This window comes from Hyphobacterium marinum, from assembly GCF_036330325.1.
GTDB lineage: Bacteria > Pseudomonadota > Alphaproteobacteria > Caulobacterales > Maricaulaceae > Hyphobacterium > Hyphobacterium marinum.
Genome location: NZ_JAZDRO010000002.1, coordinates 270,857 through 286,951, shown reverse-complemented (window position 1 = coordinate 286,951; position 16,095 = coordinate 270,857). Strand labels below are relative to the sequence as shown.

Sequence of the window (16,095 nt, the reverse complement as noted above, 5' to 3'; positions counted from 1 at the left end):
GCGAAGCAGAGTATAGATTGGCTGTCGTACCGATCCGGGTTTTCCGGGTCGCCTGCGGCAGGGAGGCGCGTTTTCAGGACGCTGATCGCTCATAGGATTTGCCAGCCGGCTCCGTTCCTGCGGAGGGCCGTGTGATGCAGGTGCTCGACAAGGCTCCCCAAGGCTGGCCCTGTCTCGTCCTGAATGCGGACTACCAGCCGCTCTCCTATTGGCCGCTTTCGACCTGGCCCTGGCAGGAAGCCATCAAGAATGTCTTCCTCGACCGTGTCGACATCGTCTCGAATTACGCCGAGACCGTGCACAGCCCCTCCATCGAGATGCAATTGCCGTCCGTCGTGGCGTTGCGCGAATACGTCGCCCAGAACCGCGCGCCGGCCTTCACGCGCTATAATGTCTGGCTGCGTGATGGCTTCCGCTGTGTCTATTGCGGCGCGGACCGGGTGGACAATCTGACCTTCGACCATGTCATCCCGCGTTCGCGCGGTGGCGGAACCAGCTGGGAAAACATCGTCGCGGCCTGTTCACCCTGCAATCTGAAGAAGGGTGGCCGCACGCCGCGCGAGGCCGGCATGACTGCCGTGCGTCCGCCTGCGCGCCCAACCATGCACCAGTTGCAGGCCCAGGGACGGCGCTTCCCGCCGAAATACCTCCACCAGAGCTGGATGGACTATCTCTACTGGGACGTCGAACTGGACGCCTAGGCGCGGGCTGCGCCCGCAGGCGGCGAGGCGGCCGCCCGCCGTGCCGGAATGGCCCCGAATACCAGTCCGCACATCAGGCCGAGCGCTGCGCTGAGGGAAAAAACCCAGGGCTGGAAGTCGACCGGCCAGTCCCAGGCACTCGACGCGGCAGCCCCGACGCCAATCGCGATGACGCTGCCCAGCGCGCCGCCAAATATCCCGATGATGGCATTCTCGGTCAGGAACTGGACAATGATATTGGTCTGTGTCGCGCCCAGCGTTCGCCGCAACGCCACTTCCCGCCGTCGCTCCGAGGCCGCCGCGGCCACAGCCGCGCCATAGCCGATCAGGCCGGAGATGAGGGCGACCCCGGCGACAACAATCAGCAGGCGGGCGACGAGTGTGCGTTGCTGGCGCAGGCTCCGGAGCGACGCCGTCGGATCGGTATAGATAAAGGGCGAAACCTGCGATAGCGGCACGCCGTAGCGCCGCCGCAATATCCGGTCGGCCTGTCCCTGCGCCCGGTCCAGGAAACGGGCCTCGGTCAATATCAGCGTAATTTGCGTGGCTTCATCGGGGGCCAGAAATTCGTCGCTGGAGAAATACCGGGCGGCGGTCGCGAAAGGCGTGATGATGGCGCTCGAATAGCGCTCGGCGATCCGGTTTTCCGGTTCTCCGAAAACCCCGATGATCCGGCAGGAAATGCCGTTGATGCGGACATTTTCGTGCAAAGCCCCGCCTTCGGGAAAGAGGCGGCTCGCCGCCCCGTCGCCAATGACGCAAATGCGCTGGGCGCTGAGCGTCTCGTCGGTCGTCAGGGGCCGTCCTGCCAGCATCGGGGCGTTCGCCTCGCGCCGGTAGTCGCCTTGGACGCCGTGGACGTCGATCTGCAGGCGCTCGCGTCCCGCAATGGTGTCCGCGGCAAACACGGTACGCCAGGCCGTCACGCTTTCAATCCGGGGAAGGCCGTCGCGCAGCCGTTCGATATCAGACAGGCGCGGCGGGCCGTGGCGATCCTCCACGAAGAAGTTTTCCCGCACGATGATCGCGCGCCCATAGGCCCCGAAGGACATTTGCTCGATCCGGCGCTCGAATCCGCTCAGCACACCCGCAACCAGCGCCACCGTCGCCACCGAGATCGCCAGTGCGACAATTGTTGCCAGCGTCCGGCCGGGACGGCTCGCCAGCCCCCAGGCGGCTTCGGAAAGGGTGTCGCGCGGCGTCATGAGGATTTCTCCCGCACGTCGACAATCTTGCCGCGCTTCAATTCGTAAATGCGGTCAGCGAGGCTGTGCAGGTCGCGGTCGTGCGTCGCCAGGATGATCGCCGCGCCGCGTTCCCGTGCCGCAACGATGCGCCGCGCGATGTCGGAGGCGGTGTCGGCGTCGAGTGCGGCGGTGGGTTCGTCACAGATCAGCAGGTCGGGATCGGCAACCAGCGCGCGGGCCAGTCCGGCGCGCTGACGTTCTCCGCCCGAGAGCTGTCCCGGCGTGTGGTGGATGCGATCCCCCAGCCCGACGGCTTCCAGGGCCGACGTCGCCCGAATCGTGCGCTCGCGGGTCGGTACGCCCCGATACATGAGGGGTAAAGCGGTGTTGTCGACGATAGGCTTACGTTCGATCAGGCCGGCATCCTGGAACAGGAAGCCGATCCGGCCCCGGCGCAGTCGCGCGCGCTCGGCCTCGCTCGCCGCGCTGACATCGGTACCGCCAAAGGAGAGCGTCCCGGATGTAAAGGTTTCCAGCAGGCCAACGATGGACAAAAGGGTCGACTTGCCCGACCCGGAAGGCCCGGTGACCAGGACCAGTTCGCCGGATTTCGCGTCAAAGTCAGCCGAATCGAGCGCGACGATGGCATCGCTCTCCCGGGGATAGATGCGTGTGAGGCCGCGTGCGGAGATCATGGTCGAACTCCCGCGCTACGGTCCCAGCCCGTCATCCAGTCCCATCACGATCAGATCGCCTTCCTCGACATCACCTTCGGCGATTTCGAAGAAGTCGGCGTCCTCGATCCCGATCGCGATTTCACGCCGCTGGGGCCGCCCGGACGAGTCCAGGACGAAGACGCGCGAGCGGTCGCGGGCGATCAGAAGCCCGATCTCGATATTGGCGAGCATGGTCCGCCGCTGTTGCGGACTGTCGAAGCGCGACAGGACACCGCGCGCCTCGGCGGCAGCCACGACATCCTCGGGCAATTCAGGCGCGTAGTCGGACGGGCGGAAATAGAGGCTCTCTACCGGTGCGCGCAGGACGTTGCGGGCATCGTGATGGACGAATTCGACCGAGGCCGTCATGCCCGGCAGCAGGCGTTCTTGCGGATCGCTGGCTTCAATCATCACCGGATAGCTGACAAACCGTCCCGCCCGGCGCGGGGCCCGGCGGACCGGCCCGCTGCGGCCGGTGAAATACTCGCCGGGATAGGCATCCACGGTGAAGCGGACTTCCATGTCTTCGGTAATCCGGCCGACATCGTTCTCGGCGACCCGCGCCTCGATCACGACCTCGTTGAGATTGGCAGCAATGATAAACAGCACTGGTGCGGTCTGGGCCGCGTTGATGACCTGGCCGGCCTCGACGCGCCGTTCCAGGACGAAGCCGTCTATCGGCGCACGGATTTCGGTACGGGACAGGTCGAATTCGGCGTCCGCCACCCGGGCCTCGGCAAGCGTGACCCCGGCGGTGGCGCGCGCGACCGTGGCCTGGGCCGCCTGCACCTGGTAGCGCAAGTCCTCACGCGTCGACGCGGCTCCTGCCCCGCGGCCCGCTAACTCCTCGGCACGCGCCAACTGGGCACGAAGAGATGCAAGATTGGCGCTGGCTGTATCGCGTTCGGCCTCGGCGATGACCAGCTGGGCCCGGCTCTGGTTGAGCGCGGCTTCGAAGGGGGCCGGGTCAATGAGCGCGAGGCGCTGGCCTTCCTCGACCGGCTCGTCGAAATCGACATCCACCGCGGCGATGGAGCCGCTGACCTCGGCCCCGACCTCGACGGCGGCGGCGGCCTGGATCTCGCCTACAGCCGGGACGATGTCGACAATGTCACCGCGCGTGACCTGCATCACCCGCATCCCGTCCCGGATCATGACGCGGCCTTCTTCGGGCGGCGGCGTGCCGGTTCCGTCGCAGGCCGTTGCCAGCAACAGCGCGGCCAGGAGAGGGGTGAGTCGCAGCATCAGGGGAAGGCTGCCTGTTCGCGGGATGAAAAGTCCAGCGCCAATGCCGGATTATGGTTTACTGATCGTCCGTCCCGTCCGCACCGGGAAGCTCGACGCGGATGACCTGAACGTGCCCGGTCTCGGAGTCGATCCGCAACGGGTAGCCATACCGGTCGGAGAGATAGATCGTATTCTGCTTTTCGGCCGTCATGTCGGCGCGCGGACGGCGTCCGGCGACATAGGTCCGTGCCGTGTAGACCAGGTCATAGACGCGGACCGGTTCGTCCGTCCCGTCGACCTCGATCATGTCACAGCGGTTGAAGATGAGCTGCGCCGGTGCGGTTACGGTCCGCGTCCGGTTGTTCATCGACGAGGTTTCGCTCGATTCAAACTCGGCCGTGCTGCCCGGTTCGAGCCCGGCCAGGATTTCTGTGACAGGCTGATCATAGCGGCGGGTGCGGATCGGGTCGCCGGATTCAGTGACGCCTTCGGTGACCGGAAACATGCCGGCATCGGCGCTTTGGGTGCGCGGGGTCGAGGGCGGACGGCTGCCGTCAGAGCTTTCGAACTGGTGCGTATATTCGACCAGGGACCCGTCAACGTCGGAGACCGTGTGCAGGATCCACACAGGGATCGCCTCGCCACGATGCCGGACTTCATAGGTGAAAACGGTACCCACGGGCGGGGCTTCGTAGTCACGAAGGGCTTCACAAGCCACGTCGTCGGCGTGAGCGGAAGCACCCACGCCGACGGCCATGGTCAACGCTGTCAGAAACATACGTTTCAAAAGTCAGACCTTCCCAAACGGCCCCGAAACACAATCAGATGATGTGTTTACTCCGGGAAGCACGCATAGGCACAGCCAAAAGTGCAGCCATTGTAGCAGGCCGCTTCGCCGTCCGGGTCACCGGCCCAGCCATTCGAGCAGTAAAAGGCGCAGGCCCCGACACAACCCGAGCAACCCGCCCAGACGGATGTGCTGAGCATCAGCGCACCAACAATGCCCACAGCAGCACGATAGAGTTTCATGTCATCCCCCTCGACCTTGGTTTGGATGTGTCCAGATGAGGCTATTTTAGGGGAGGCCGTTAAGAAAGGTAAATAGAAAGTTAAAAGCAATTACACATGGTGTAACAGGTCAATGAAAAACCTTAGATTTTTTCCGACAGGCGGATCGCGGCGCGGCACCCCCCACGGATGAGAGCGGAGAGAATCGGGTATCCGGGCGCGTCTTTTGCGCCTTCATGCACGGCGAGATCACGGTGGGCGATCTCCTCTTCCCGGAACTGCGCGAATTGCGACGCCAGGTCCGGCTCGTCCATCGCCGTCAATTCTTCGACCTGGTCACCATAATGGGTCTCGATCACGCTCTCGACGGCTTCGGTACAGGCGTGTGCGGCGCGTTCCCCCATCAGGGCAGTGGTCACGCCGAGCGCGCGCCCGGCCAGCTTCCAGATCGGCATCAGCGCGGTGGGGCGCACCTTGCGGTCCGTCAGGAGCTGATCGAAGGCGTCGAGATGGTGCTGCTCTTCCGCTTCCATGGATTTTAGCTGGCTGGCGATTCGCGCTTTCGAGGCGATGCCGGAGAACACGGCCCGCTGACCTTCATAAATCGCGACGGCCCCGTATTCGCCGGCATGATCGACCCGGATCATTTCTCCGACCCGCTCATCGTCACGGCGTGTCCCGGGCCGGGGAATGGTTCGGCGTTCAACCATGACGTGGCCGGAAGGCCGCGAAGCCCGAGGCAATCGCCAAAAGGGCGGAGAGGATGGCGTTATACCCGGCCATCGAGATGCCCAGTAGCGTCCAGGCCGCTTCATCGCACAGGACAAGCGGCGCGCCAGTGCCGTTCAGCATGGCGTTGATCTCCGCGAGCGAAATGTCGGTATCGCCGGTCGTCGTGCAGGACGCCGGACCGTCCCACCAGCCATACTCGATCCCGGCATGCCAGCCGGCAAAACCAGCCGAGTAGAGAAAGCCGCCAAGCACGATCATGCACGCGATGGGCGCGTATTTGCGCAGCGACGGCACGAAGACCATGCCCAGCCCGGTTACCAGCCCCAGGCCGATAATGGTCCAATGGATATGACGCTGGTCAAAGCAGAGCGCGCAGGGTTCATAACCCAGACCATACTGGAAGAACCAGGCACCGCAGAGGATGAGAAAGGACGCCCCCGCCGCGAGGAAGGGCCACCGGTCCGCCGTGTAAAAACGCGTGATCATGGGTGGGACGATAGGCGGGCGCGCGCGGAAGGGAAAGCGCGCAATGCGCCGCAGCTCAGCCCGCACCGTTCACAAGGCCGCGAACGAAATCCACCATTGCGTAGAGGAGGGCCGGTCCGCCGATGACGAGCAGCAGGATCCAGGCTGTTCCCATCAATAGGCCGAACAGGATCAATATGCCGTCCCGGGTCAGCAGCCCAAGCGAAGCGATGGCGGTCGCGATCCCCGGATTGGTGTTGGTCAGCGGCAGGGGCACCAGCACCGAGGTGCAAAACGCGGCCAGGAAAAACCCGACAACGCGTTCGCCCGAAGCCCCCGAAAGGAAGAGCAGGCGCGGCCGGGCCAGTCGCTCCAGCCAGCCAAACCAGCGCTTGCCCGTGCGGGCCATGCGCTCCAGGCCCGGCTTGTCGATCCGGCGGCCAGCGAAATTGCGCGGCAGCCAGGGTTCGCCCCGGCCCGCCGCCATCTGCGCGGCGAGCGCCAGCATCGGCAGGGCAACGATCTGCGGGATGACGTAGAGGAAGGGGATACAGACCGGCAAAGCCAGCGCGAATAGGATAACGCCGAAAGCCCGCTCGCCGAGCGCATCGGTGAATTCACCCAGCGTCAGGCCGTCGTCCGGCGCATCGCGGGCAATATCCTGCAAGGCCCCGATCAGGCCGCGGTTTTCGGTCGTGCTCATGAGGTTGCTGACCCCGGTAACGAGGCACCAGTAGACAGCTTAATTCTTTCCCAATTGCTAGGGTGTGCCGCCGCTGACATCTGTTGATTTCGGCTCGGGCTTGGGGCAGCTTCCGCGCCCTTGGCCGCAAGGCGAAGCCCCCGTGGCGGAATTGGTAGACGCGACGGATTCAAAATCCGTTTCCTTCGGGAGTGTCCGTTCGAGTCGGACCGGGGGCACCACGGCAGAAATCAGGCAATTTCGCTTGGCAGGACCAAAGCCTGCTCGGCCCATGAGCCGATTAGGCGTCCTAATCGGCTCAAAATCTGGTTGAAATTGAGCCAAATAATGTTGATAATCGGCTCATGACCTACAACTGGCAGCAACACGATTGGCCAGAATTCAAATACCGCACTGACGGAATTGAAGCCGATTTATACACGTTTGCGGAAAAGACCGGCCGCGTAAGCGGGGCGCTGCAAGGACTCCGTGAGGAGGAACAGACCGAATTGGTCGTAGAGTTAATGGTGTCTGAGGCAATCAAGACCTCAGAGATTGAGGGTGAATTTTTCAGCCGGAAAGATGTTCGCTCCTCTATTCGGAACCAGCTGGGACTAAACCCCGCAATCGAAACGGTACGAGACCCTCGGGCGCGTGGTGTCGCGGAGCTCATGGTTCACGTCAGAAATACGTTCTCGGAGCCGCTCAGAGAAGCGGACCTGTTCCAATGGCATGACATGCTGATGGCAGGGGCCAAACGGATCGCTGTGGGAAGGTGGCGAGACCATGCCGAGCCGATGCAGATCGTATCCGGACCGTTTGGCAAGGAGAAGGTTCACTACGAAGCTCCGCCATCAAATGACGTTCCTCGTCAAATGGCCGAATACATAAAATGGTTCAATGATACCGCGCCAGGCGGCACCAATGAGATCAAGCTGGCACCGGTACGCTCGGCGATCGCGCATATCTATTTCGAGAGTATCCATCCGTTCGAGGATGGGAATGGCCGGATTGGTCGGGCCCTGTCCGAGAAGGCGCTCGCCCAAGGGCTCGGCCGCCCGGTCCTGCTCAGCTTGTCCGAAGTCATCGAGCAAAAGCGTCATGACTACTACGAAGCACTCAAAACTGGGCAGCGATCGAACGAGGTGACGGCCTGGGTCGAATATTTCGTTCAGACCATCCTTGAGGCGCAGGAGCGCGCTGAAAGCCTTGTGTCCTTCGTGATCGAGAAGGCGAAGTTCTTCGATCAATATCGCGATGCGCTCAATGAGCGGCAGGCAAAAGTGGTTCGCCGCATGCTCGACGAAGGATTTGACGGTTTTGAAGGCGGTATGAGCGCTCGTAAATATGTGTCTATAACCGGCGCGTCGAAAGCGACTGCCACGCGGGACCTCCAATACCTATCAGAGATCGGTGCATTCCTCCCATCAGGCGGGGGACGCAGCGTTCGCTACCAGCTGAACATACCGCCAATCGGCTAGAAACTCGTTGCCAGGCGATTCAGCATGGCGGTGTTGTCGGCAACAATCAGGCCGCCGCGCGGTCTCCGTCGCCGATATTGAACAGCTTTTTCACAACACCCGTGACCAGCGTCGCCAGTACGGCGACGGCCACGTCGATGGCGATGCGTCCGCCGAACCCGCCGACCGCTTCGGGTGCGCCCATGCTTTCACCGACCGACTCGGCAGCCATTTTGGCGACCGGTTCGCTCTCACCGAAGATGAGGCCCATCAGCCAGCTCTGCGCGGCCGTGTTGAAATCAAGGACCGCGACCAGCATCGGGTGAAGGTCGAGACCGAAGAGGCCGTTCAGCTGGGCCGCGAGCGAGGTCAGCATCGACCAGGTGATGACGGCGAGCGGAATGGCAAGGATGTAGGAGGCGAGGCTATGCCGGACCGGCGCGAAAATCATCGCCAGCGCCGCGGCGGTCATCACGCCATAGCCCACTGTCGCAGCCAGCTGGACCCGCTGGTCGAGCCAGAACCCGCCGAAAATCGCAAGCACGCCGATGGCGGCGAGAAACACGTAGAGCCGGAACATGCCTTCCCCCTTCAAGTCCGCTTTCGCGACGGAAAAAGGTTAACAGACCCGTGTGACCTTGCGAAGACGGATCGCGTGGCGGGGGAAAAGCTGGCAGGCTGAGCCGTATCAGGACGGTCGGGCCGGGCTGGCACGATGTTGACTGAAAGGGTTCTGATGCCGCTGATCGCCTTGTTCGCGGGGTTGTTGTTGGGTCTTCCCGATGCCGGGGACGACCGCGAGTGCCGCGTCATGACCGCGGTCACGACCAATGGTGAAAGGCTCGACGATTTTCTGGGGCAGACGGCGACCCTCCGACAGGCCGGCGAGGTGGAGTATCCGCGCGGGACCTATATCCAGTACGCGTTGAGCGGCGAAGTCCTCCGGCCGCTGACGGCAGAAGGCACGGTTCGCTTCACCGCACCATTCTGCGAAATGTCACCGGGAGAGGGCTCGGCCTGCCTCCTGTACGACGAGACTGACAGCGTCCGGGCCTATTTCAACGAGACGGACAGCATCGAGTACCGGTCCGAGGGGGTTATTCTGTCCTTTGGGTGCCCACCCCGTGACACCGGGGTCACCCCGCGCTAACCCTTCGGGCCAGAGCCTTGGGGAGGGCGGTCAATGACGGAAGCGGAACAGATCGACCGGCAGGCGCGGCGCAAGGCCTACTGGCGGGCCAATCTGCGGCTGATGGCGGTCCTCCTGGCCGTTTGGTTCGCAGTGTCTTTCGGAGCCGGCATCCTCTTTCGCGACGTGCTTGACCAGGTCTCCATCGGCGGCGCACCGCTGGGGTTCTGGTTCGCCCAGCAGGGCGCGATCTATGTCTTCGTTATCCTCATTTTCGTCTATGCCGTGCTGATGGACCGGCTCGAACGTCGCTTCGGCGCGGACGGGGAGGGCTGACGTCATGGATATGAGCCCGACCCTGATCTGGACGGCGGTTTTCGTCTTCTCCAGCTTCGCGCTCTATATCGGCATCGCCGTCTGGGCACGCGCGGCCACGACCGACGATTTCTACGTGGCCGGCCATCACGTCCACCCGGTCTTCAACGGCATGGCGACGGCCGCCGACTGGATGAGCGCGGCGTCTTTCCTGTCGATGGCCGGGATCATCGCGTTCGCCGGCTATGATGGCTCGGTCTATTTGATGGGCTGGACCGGGGGGTATGTGCTGCTGGCGCTCCTGTTGGCACCCTATTTGCGCAAGTTCGGCAAATTCACCGTCCCGGACTTCGTCGGCGACCGCTATTACAGCCAGGCCGCGCGCATCGTCGCGGTGATCTGCGCGCTCTTCATCTCCTTCACCTATATCGCCGGGCAGATGCGCGGCGTCGGCATCGCCTTTTCCAACTTCCTGCAGGTCCCGGTCGAAATCGGCGTGCTGGTCGGGGCGATCGTGGTGCTGTTCTACGCGGTCCTGGGCGGGATGAAGGGCATCACCTATACCCAGGTCGCGCAGTATTGCGTCCTGATCTTCGCTTTCATGGTTCCGGCGATCTTCCTGTCGATCCAGATCACCGGCTCACCCATCCCGCAGCTGGGCTTTGTCGGCAATGCGCAGGACGGAACGCCCCTGTTGCAGAGTCTGGATCGAACGCTCGTCGATCTCGGGTTCCGGCCTTACACGGAAGGTCAGAAATCGACCCTCGACGTGTTTGCGATCACGCTCGCACTGATGGCGGGCACGGCGGGCCTGCCCCACGTCATTATCCGCTTCTTCACCGTCCCCAAGGCGTCCGATGCGCGCAAGTCTGCCGGCTGGGCGCTCCTCTTCATCGCCGTCCTCTACACCACCGCCCCCGCGGTCGCGGTCTTTGCGCGCGCCAACTTCATCGACACCGTCAATGAGAGCGAATATTCGGTCGAGGTCGCGCGCGGCGAGGCGGAAGCCACAGGCGAGAACGCCACACCGCAATGGTTCTACAACTGGGAGCGGACCGGGCTTCTCGGCTTCACCGACCACAATGACGACGGACGAATTCAGTACCGGGCAGACGAGGCCGAGAACGAAGTCACAACGCTCGACCGGGACATTTTCGTGCTGGCCAACCCGGAGATTGGCCGCCTCCCGGCCTGGGTGATCGGGCTCGTCGTGGCAGGCGGGCTGGCCGCAGCCCTCTCGACAGCGGCCGGGCTTCTCATGGTGATCTCCTCGGCGGTATCACACGACCTCTGCCGGAAAGTCCTCTTCACTGGCATGAGTGACCGACAGGAATTGCTGGTCGCGCGACTGGCCGCCGTGGGTGCGGTGCTGATTGCGATCTATGCCGGGATCAATCCGCCGGGCTTTGTCGCCGCCGTGGTCGCCTTCGCCTTCGGCCTCGCCGCCGCGAGCTTCTTCCCGGCGATATTGCTCGGGATTTTCTGGAAGCGGATGAACAAGGCCGGGGCGATTGCCGGCATGCTAACGGGTCTCATTTTTACCGCCGCCTATATCGTCCATTTCAAGATCGGCTTCTCGCCCGTCGTCATCGGCGTGTGCGCGCTCTTGGTCGTAATTGCCGCCGGCCTCATCCATTTCGGCACAAGACGCGCCTCAGGACCGGGCATGCCCGTGCCGCTGATCGTGGCGGGGCTGGCCATTCCGGTCGCGCTGGCGGGTCTGTTCGGCCTCACCCCCGGCTTTGCCGCCGGGACGGAGGCCGGGTGGTGGCTGGGCATTTCGCCTGAAGGGATCGGCACGCTGGGCATGGCGATCAGCTTTGCTGTCTCCGTCGTTACCGCGCTGGCGACCGCGCCGCCCCCGGCTGAAGTTCAGGAGATGATTGAGGACATCCGCCTGCCATCGGCGTGACGCCTCCCTGAAACACTGTGTTGTGAACAGTGTTCACCTTTCTCAGCGCTCTTGCTTGACCGGTCCGCGCCGCCTCGTATCGTCAGTCTGCGCAAACCATAGGCAGCAGGCGATCCATCATGGGCTTTTTCGGCGATCTGAAACGCGAGTTTTTCACGCTGAAGGAGCTCTTGCGCGTCACCCGCGAAGTCGGCTGGATCAAGCCGGACTCGCAAAAGCTGACACCGGATCATCTCGAAGAGATCGTCGATGCGCACCTGGAACTGCCAGCCTTCATCACCGATGACCGTACGATCAGCTATGCCGAATATGACGCCTATGCCAACCAGGTCGCCCACTGGGCGCTGGAGCAGGGTCTCAAACCCGGCGATGTCGTCGCCGTCTTCCTGACCAATCGTTGGGAATATGTGCCGATCTGGGTGGGGCTGTCGAAAATCGGTGTCGTCGCGGCGCTTCTGAACAACCAGATCACTGGCAATTCGCTGGCCCATTGCCTCAATATTTCCGGCGCGAACGTGGCCATCATCGATGGCGAGCTGACCGAGGCCTATGCCAGCGCGTGCGACCTGATTGATTGCGAGATGGCCCCGCACGTCATGGACGGTGCCGCCGGATCTGGCGAGCGCGATTTCGACACCGAGGTCGCGGCGCAGCCCTCCGAACGGCCTTCGCGCGAGCACCGCGCGGGGATTACGGCAAAAGAGCCCTGCCTGAAAATGTACACGTCGGGTACGACCGGCCTGCCCAAGGCCGCGATCATCGCCCACACGCGGACGATGTACTACCTCAACATCTTCGCCTCCGGAGCCAATGCCGGCCCGGGTGACCGGATGATGATGGTGCTCCCGCTCTATCACTCGACCGGGGGGCTGTGCGGTGTCGGCTTCGGCATTTCGAGAGGCGGCGCGGTCATCGTCCGCAAGAAATTCTCGGCTTCTGCCTTCTGGGACGAATGCGTGACGTTCGAGGCGACGTTGTTCATGTATGTCGGCGAGCTCTGCCGCTTCCTGCTCGCCGCGCCGGAAACGCCCAACGAGACGCGCCATTCCATCCGCTGCATGATCGGCAATGGTCTTCGCCCCGATGTCTGGGAGCGTTTCGTGGACCGGTTCAAAATGCCGCGCGTGATGGAATTCTACGGTGCGACCGAGGGCAATGTCGGCCTCGTCAATCTCGACTCCAGGCCCGGCGCGATCGGGCGGATTCCGCCCTGGCTCAAATGGCGCTTCAATGTCGAGCTGGTCGCTTTCGATCTGGAAAAGGAAGTCCCGATCCGCGATGCCGACGGACGTTGCCGCAGGACCGAACCCGGCGAGGTCGGCGAGGCGGTCGGCCGGATTGACCCCGACGACACCCGCTTCCGTTTCGACGGCTATCAGAACAAGGCCGAGAACGAGAAGAAAATCCTGCGTGATGTCTTCAAGCCGGGCGATGCCTGGTTCCGGACCGGCGATCTGATGAAGCGCGACAAGGACGGCTATTTCTATTTCATCGACCGGATTGGCGACACCTTCCGCTGGAAGTCGGAAAATGTCTCGACCAACGAGGTCGCCGAGGCGCTCGGCCATTATCCCGGCGTTCAGCAGGCCAATGTCTATGGCGTGCCGGTGCCCGGCCATAACGGCAAGGCCGGCATGGCCGCACTGGTGGTCGGCGAGGGTTTCGATCTCGACGGTCTGCAGAGCCATGTTGCTGAAGCGCTGCCCGGCTACGCCCGCCCGCTTTTCTACCGGATCCAGACGCAGACCGACACGACCGGGACGTTCAAATTCCGCAAGCTGGACCTGGTGCGCGACGGTTTCGACCCGGCGAACATTTCCGACCCGCTCTGGTTTGCCGAACCGGAGGGCTCTATGCGTCCGCTGGACCGGGAGGTGCATGACGCCCTCGTTTCCGGCACTATCCGGGTATGACCGACATCACGCCTGACCGCATTCTGACATTCTGGTTCGAGGACACGCCCCGCAAGAACCATTTCGTCTCGACGCCTGCCTTCGATGCGAAAGTGCGCCGCCTGTTCGCCGCGGCCATCGAGCGCGAAGCGCGCCGTTGCGGCGAGGAGGGTCACCCTTGGCTCGGCGATGCCGACGAGGCACTGGCACTGATCATCCTGTTTGACCAGTTCACCCGCAATGTCTGGCGCGGATCGGGCAAGGCCTTCGCCTTCGATCCGCTGGCGCGCAAGGCAGCCGAGGCGATGATCGCGGCCGGGTTTGACTGGGCTGTGCACGAGGACCGGCGCGCCTTCGTCTACATGCCTTTCATGCATTCGGAGGACCTGGCCGATCAGGACCGCTGTATCGCGCTCTGCGCCGAGCGTCTGCCGGACGGCAACAACACGGTCGAGCACGCCCGCAAGCATCGCGAGGTGATCGCGCAGTTCCGCCGTTTCCCTTACCGCAATGATGCGCTGGGCCGGGTCTCAACCCCGGCGGAACGCAATTATCTGCGTTCGGGCGGCTATGCACCCGGTTCAAAAGGCCCGGCAAATTCGTCCTGACGGCAAGCCCGGCTGGGGGTGCCGATAACGATGATTAGGAAAAGCGAATATTTTCAAAGCCTTGGTGTGGGCTGGGGCTGGCATCGCCATTGCGTGAGACCCGGCAACACGCCGCTTTCCGGCTCTCACAGAGGACACGCTTTCATGCAGACCCAGACCCGCATCACGCCCGAAGATATCCGCCAGATCGCCTTCACCCTGGTGGACCGGCACGGCGTCAAGGCGCTGGGCTATGCCGATCAGGCGGTGGGCGAGATGGAAGAACTGGGCGACGCCCCGCGCGCCGACGCCTGGCGGGCGCTCAAATCCGTCGTCGAGGACGCGCTGGCCGGCCGGATTGGCCGCGATGGCGGGATAACGCTGCACTGACGACCCAGGCACATGGCCATCCCGGCGATCATTGTCATCGAAACCAGCATTATCGACCTTGAGGTCGATGCAATCGTCAACGCTGCAAACCGCAGCCTGCTCGGCGGTGGCGGGGTTGACGGTGTCATTCATCGTGCCGCTGGCCCCGGCCTTCTGGAAGAGTGCCGGACACTTGGCGGATGCGAAACGGGTGACGCCAAGATAACAGCGGCCTATCAGCTCAAGTCCAGGCACATCATTCACACGGTTGGTCCTATCTGGCAGGGCGGAGACAATGACGAAGCGGCGCTGCTCGCGTCGTGTTATCGCAACTCACTTTTCCTAGCGGACAACCATTCATGCCGGTCGATTGCTTTCCCGGCAATTTCGACGGGCGCGTATTCTTTTCCAATCGACGAGGCGGCCGAGGTGGCAGTCATGGCGGTGCGAAACACATTGCCGGACCTGAAAGTCATTCAGGACATCTATTTCGCCTGTATGGGCCGTCGCGCTTTGGGAGCATTCCGTAGGGCGCTTGAAAAACAGTAAGTTAGATTGAGGTATAACGCTGTACTGACGATACTGGCTCTTCCCAACAAGACCCCTCTCCCCGACCCTCTCCCTGGAGGGAGAGTGAGTAAGGTCGCGCTTCTTAACCCTCTTCCTTGAGGGAGAGAGTGGCCCGCAGGGCCGGGTGAGGGGGAAACGGCTAAACGGACCTTGCCCACGCCATAATTCACGCCTACCTGCGCCTTCATGAGCACCGGCGATCCCTTCGATATTTTCGCGCGCTTCGGCGTCACATCTCCCCTGACCCCGGGGCAGAATGTGGCCAATGGCCGCGCGGCGTTCCGTCGTGTGACCCGGCTGGTCGAGGAGACTCCGCCGCCCGTCGCCGAAGTCCGCGATCTTGAGGTCCCGGGCGCAGACGGACCGCGCAAGGCCCGGCTTTACGTCCCGAACGATGCGCCGGAGACCGGTCCGCTCATCCTTTTCCTGCATGGCGGCGGCTATGCCTTCTGCGATCTCGACACCCATGACGGTGTGTGCCGGCGCATTGCCGCGCGGGCCTGTGTGCGTGTGCTCTCGCTCGACTACCGGCTGGCACCCGAACACCCGTTCCCGGCGGCCTATGAGGACGCGGAAGCAGCGTTTGACTGGCTGGCAGGCGAGGGGGCTGCAGAAGTCGGGGCCGATCCGGTGCGGCTCGGCGTGGCGGGCGATTCCGCAGGGGGTGGGCTGGCGGCGGCGCTCGCCCAGCACCGGCGCGAAGCCATTCGCCATCAATTCCTGATCTATCCCCTCCTTCAGGTCGTCGAGACCCGCAAGGCGAAACAGAAATTGCTCGAAGGCCATATCCTGTCCGCCGGCGTGCTCGACTGGATCCGCGATACCTATGTGCCGATGCGGGAACAGCGTCACGATCCGCGCGTTTCGCCGCTGTTGGCCAATGACCTCGCCGGGTGCCCGGAGACCTTCCTCGCCAGCGCGGAGCTGGATCCGCTGACCGATGACGGCCGCGTCTATGCCGACAAGCTCGAGGCGAGCGGGGTGACCGTGACCCGAGACCTCGCGCGCGGCCTGCCGCACGGTTTCTACAATGGCACGCGGGTTCTCCCCGGCTCTGAAAAGGCGTTCGACCGGGCGGCGACCGCGGTCGGCGCAGCGCTGAAGAGGTAGACGGCACCTCCTCGCGTCATCACCCGACTTGTT

19 protein-coding genes and 1 tRNA gene are annotated in these 16,095 nt (G+C 63.3%); 11 read left to right on the top strand and 9 right to left on the bottom strand.

Annotated elements, in window-relative coordinates; genetic code table 11:
* The first annotated feature begins 134 nt into the window (after window positions 1-134).
* Window positions 135-701, top strand: coding sequence for an HNH endonuclease (locus V0U35_RS06430; protein WP_330195852.1), 567 nt, complete (start codon window positions 135-137; stop codon window positions 699-701).
* Here V0U35_RS06430 and V0U35_RS06425 read toward each other — a convergent pair.
* From V0U35_RS06425 to V0U35_RS06390, 8 genes are all read right to left on the bottom strand, one after another.
* On the bottom strand, window positions 698-1,906 hold the full coding sequence (locus tag V0U35_RS06425; protein WP_330195851.1) for an ABC transporter permease: 1,209 nt from the start codon (window positions 1,904-1,906) through the stop codon (window positions 698-700). The genes V0U35_RS06430 and V0U35_RS06425 overlap by 4 nt on opposite strands.
* Window positions 1,903-2,583: an ABC transporter ATP-binding protein gene (locus tag V0U35_RS06420; protein WP_330195850.1), complete on the bottom strand. Its 681-nt coding sequence runs from the start codon at window positions 2,581-2,583 to the stop codon at window positions 1,903-1,905. The genes V0U35_RS06425 and V0U35_RS06420 overlap by 4 nt, the downstream gene beginning before the upstream one ends.
* A gap of 15 nt (window positions 2,584-2,598) precedes the next feature.
* A complete protein-coding gene (locus V0U35_RS06415) occupies window positions 2,599-3,849 on the bottom strand; it encodes an efflux RND transporter periplasmic adaptor subunit (protein ID WP_330195849.1) in 1,251 nt (416 codons plus the stop codon).
* Window positions 3,850-3,907: 58 nt separating this feature from the next.
* Window positions 3,908-4,618, bottom strand: a complete 711-nt coding sequence (locus V0U35_RS06410) for a hypothetical protein (RefSeq protein ID WP_330195848.1) — start codon at window positions 4,616-4,618, stop codon at window positions 3,908-3,910.
* Window positions 4,619-4,665: 47 nt separating this feature from the next.
* Complete coding sequence (locus V0U35_RS06405; protein WP_330195847.1) at window positions 4,666-4,860, bottom strand: hypothetical protein; 195 nt, start codon at window positions 4,858-4,860, stop codon at window positions 4,666-4,668.
* A gap of 122 nt (window positions 4,861-4,982) precedes the next feature.
* Window positions 4,983-5,549: a demethoxyubiquinone hydroxylase family protein gene (locus V0U35_RS06400; protein WP_330195846.1), complete on the bottom strand. Its 567-nt coding sequence runs from the start codon at window positions 5,547-5,549 to the stop codon at window positions 4,983-4,985.
* On the bottom strand, window positions 5,542-6,057 hold the full coding sequence (locus tag V0U35_RS06395; RefSeq protein WP_330195845.1) for a disulfide bond formation protein B: 516 nt from the start codon (window positions 6,055-6,057) through the stop codon (window positions 5,542-5,544). Before V0U35_RS06395 ends, V0U35_RS06400 begins: the two co-directional genes overlap by 8 nt.
* Before the next feature lie 55 nt (window positions 6,058-6,112).
* Window positions 6,113-6,739, bottom strand: a complete 627-nt coding sequence (locus V0U35_RS06390) for an exopolysaccharide biosynthesis protein (RefSeq protein ID WP_330195844.1) — start codon at window positions 6,737-6,739, stop codon at window positions 6,113-6,115.
* Window positions 6,740-6,875: 136 nt separating this feature from the next.
* Between V0U35_RS06390 and V0U35_RS06385 the strand changes: the two genes are divergently transcribed.
* Window positions 6,876-6,960 (top strand) — tRNA-Leu (locus V0U35_RS06385).
* A gap of 123 nt (window positions 6,961-7,083) precedes the next feature.
* Window positions 7,084-8,199 (top strand): Fic family protein, encoded by a 1,116-nt coding sequence (locus tag V0U35_RS06380; RefSeq protein ID WP_330195843.1) that lies wholly within the window; start codon window positions 7,084-7,086, stop codon window positions 8,197-8,199.
* A 46-nt stretch (window positions 8,200-8,245) separates the two neighbouring features.
* Here V0U35_RS06380 and V0U35_RS06375 read toward each other — a convergent pair whose 3' ends face one another.
* Window positions 8,246-8,758: a hypothetical protein gene (locus V0U35_RS06375; RefSeq protein ID WP_330195842.1), complete on the bottom strand. Its 513-nt coding sequence runs from the start codon at window positions 8,756-8,758 to the stop codon at window positions 8,246-8,248.
* A 156-nt stretch (window positions 8,759-8,914) separates the two neighbouring features.
* Here V0U35_RS06375 and V0U35_RS06370 point away from each other — a divergent pair, with 156 nt between their 5' ends.
* From V0U35_RS06370 to V0U35_RS06335, 8 genes are all read left to right on the top strand, one after another.
* Window positions 8,915-9,328, top strand: a complete 414-nt coding sequence (locus V0U35_RS06370; RefSeq protein ID WP_330195841.1) for a hypothetical protein — start codon at window positions 8,915-8,917, stop codon at window positions 9,326-9,328.
* A 33-nt stretch (window positions 9,329-9,361) separates the two neighbouring features.
* The gene (locus V0U35_RS06365; RefSeq protein WP_330195840.1) at window positions 9,362-9,643 is read left to right on the top strand and encodes a DUF4212 domain-containing protein; all 282 of its coding nucleotides are present in this window, start codon (window positions 9,362-9,364) and stop codon (window positions 9,641-9,643) included.
* Between the two features lie 10 nt (window positions 9,644-9,653).
* Window positions 9,654-11,534, top strand: coding sequence for a sodium:solute symporter family protein (locus V0U35_RS06360; protein ID WP_373696385.1), 1,881 nt, complete (start codon window positions 9,654-9,656; stop codon window positions 11,532-11,534).
* A 119-nt stretch (window positions 11,535-11,653) separates the two neighbouring features.
* Window positions 11,654-13,447: a long-chain-acyl-CoA synthetase gene (locus V0U35_RS06355; RefSeq protein WP_330195838.1), complete on the top strand. Its 1,794-nt coding sequence runs from the start codon at window positions 11,654-11,656 to the stop codon at window positions 13,445-13,447.
* Window positions 13,444-14,034: a DUF924 family protein gene (locus V0U35_RS06350; protein WP_330195837.1), complete on the top strand. Its 591-nt coding sequence runs from the start codon at window positions 13,444-13,446 to the stop codon at window positions 14,032-14,034. The genes V0U35_RS06355 and V0U35_RS06350 overlap by 4 nt, the downstream gene beginning before the upstream one ends.
* A gap of 144 nt (window positions 14,035-14,178) precedes the next feature.
* Window positions 14,179-14,403: a hypothetical protein gene (locus V0U35_RS06345; RefSeq protein ID WP_330195836.1), complete on the top strand. Its 225-nt coding sequence runs from the start codon at window positions 14,179-14,181 to the stop codon at window positions 14,401-14,403.
* A 12-nt stretch (window positions 14,404-14,415) separates the two neighbouring features.
* Window positions 14,416-14,931 carry an O-acetyl-ADP-ribose deacetylase gene (locus V0U35_RS06340; protein WP_330195835.1) on the top strand — a complete coding sequence of 172 codons (516 nt, stop codon included), beginning with the start codon at window positions 14,416-14,418 and terminating at the stop codon, window positions 14,929-14,931.
* A 207-nt stretch (window positions 14,932-15,138) separates the two neighbouring features.
* Window positions 15,139-16,062 (top strand): alpha/beta hydrolase, encoded by a 924-nt coding sequence (locus tag V0U35_RS06335; protein ID WP_330195834.1) that lies wholly within the window; start codon window positions 15,139-15,141, stop codon window positions 16,060-16,062.
* Window positions 16,063-16,095: the final 33 nt, after the last annotated feature.

Coding starts and splice junctions, on each gene's coding strand:
- V0U35_RS06425 (WP_330195851.1), bottom strand. CDS start 1,906: ATGACGCCGCGCGACACCCTTTCCGAAGCCGCCTGGGGGCTGGCGAGC.
- V0U35_RS06335 (WP_330195834.1), top strand. CDS start 15,139: ATGAGCACCGGCGATCCCTTCGATATTTTCGCGCGCTTCGGCGTCACA.
- V0U35_RS06360 (WP_373696385.1), top strand. CDS start 9,654: ATGAGCCCGACCCTGATCTGGACGGCGGTTTTCGTCTTCTCCAGCTTC.
- V0U35_RS06375 (WP_330195842.1), bottom strand. CDS start 8,758: ATGTTCCGGCTCTACGTGTTTCTCGCCGCCATCGGCGTGCTTGCGATT.
- V0U35_RS06390 (WP_330195844.1), bottom strand. CDS start 6,739: ATGAGCACGACCGAAAACCGCGGCCTGATCGGGGCCTTGCAGGATATT.
- V0U35_RS06415 (WP_330195849.1), bottom strand. CDS start 3,849: ATGCTGCGACTCACCCCTCTCCTGGCCGCGCTGTTGCTGGCAACGGCC.
- V0U35_RS06400 (WP_330195846.1), bottom strand. CDS start 5,549: ATGGTTGAACGCCGAACCATTCCCCGGCCCGGGACACGCCGTGACGAT.
- V0U35_RS06345 (WP_330195836.1), top strand. CDS start 14,179: ATGCAGACCCAGACCCGCATCACGCCCGAAGATATCCGCCAGATCGCC.
- V0U35_RS06405 (WP_330195847.1), bottom strand. CDS start 4,860: ATGAAACTCTATCGTGCTGCTGTGGGCATTGTTGGTGCGCTGATGCTC.
- V0U35_RS06370 (WP_330195841.1), top strand. CDS start 8,915: ATGCCGCTGATCGCCTTGTTCGCGGGGTTGTTGTTGGGTCTTCCCGAT.
- V0U35_RS06355 (WP_330195838.1), top strand. CDS start 11,654: ATGGGCTTTTTCGGCGATCTGAAACGCGAGTTTTTCACGCTGAAGGAG.
- V0U35_RS06365 (WP_330195840.1), top strand. CDS start 9,362: ATGACGGAAGCGGAACAGATCGACCGGCAGGCGCGGCGCAAGGCCTAC.
- V0U35_RS06430 (WP_330195852.1), top strand. CDS start 135: ATGCAGGTGCTCGACAAGGCTCCCCAAGGCTGGCCCTGTCTCGTCCTG.
- V0U35_RS06420 (WP_330195850.1), bottom strand. CDS start 2,583: ATGATCTCCGCACGCGGCCTCACACGCATCTATCCCCGGGAGAGCGAT.
- V0U35_RS06350 (WP_330195837.1), top strand. CDS start 13,444: ATGACCGACATCACGCCTGACCGCATTCTGACATTCTGGTTCGAGGAC.
- V0U35_RS06380 (WP_330195843.1), top strand. CDS start 7,084: ATGACCTACAACTGGCAGCAACACGATTGGCCAGAATTCAAATACCGC.
- V0U35_RS06395 (WP_330195845.1), bottom strand. CDS start 6,057: ATGATCACGCGTTTTTACACGGCGGACCGGTGGCCCTTCCTCGCGGCG.
- V0U35_RS06340 (WP_330195835.1), top strand. CDS start 14,416: ATGGCCATCCCGGCGATCATTGTCATCGAAACCAGCATTATCGACCTT.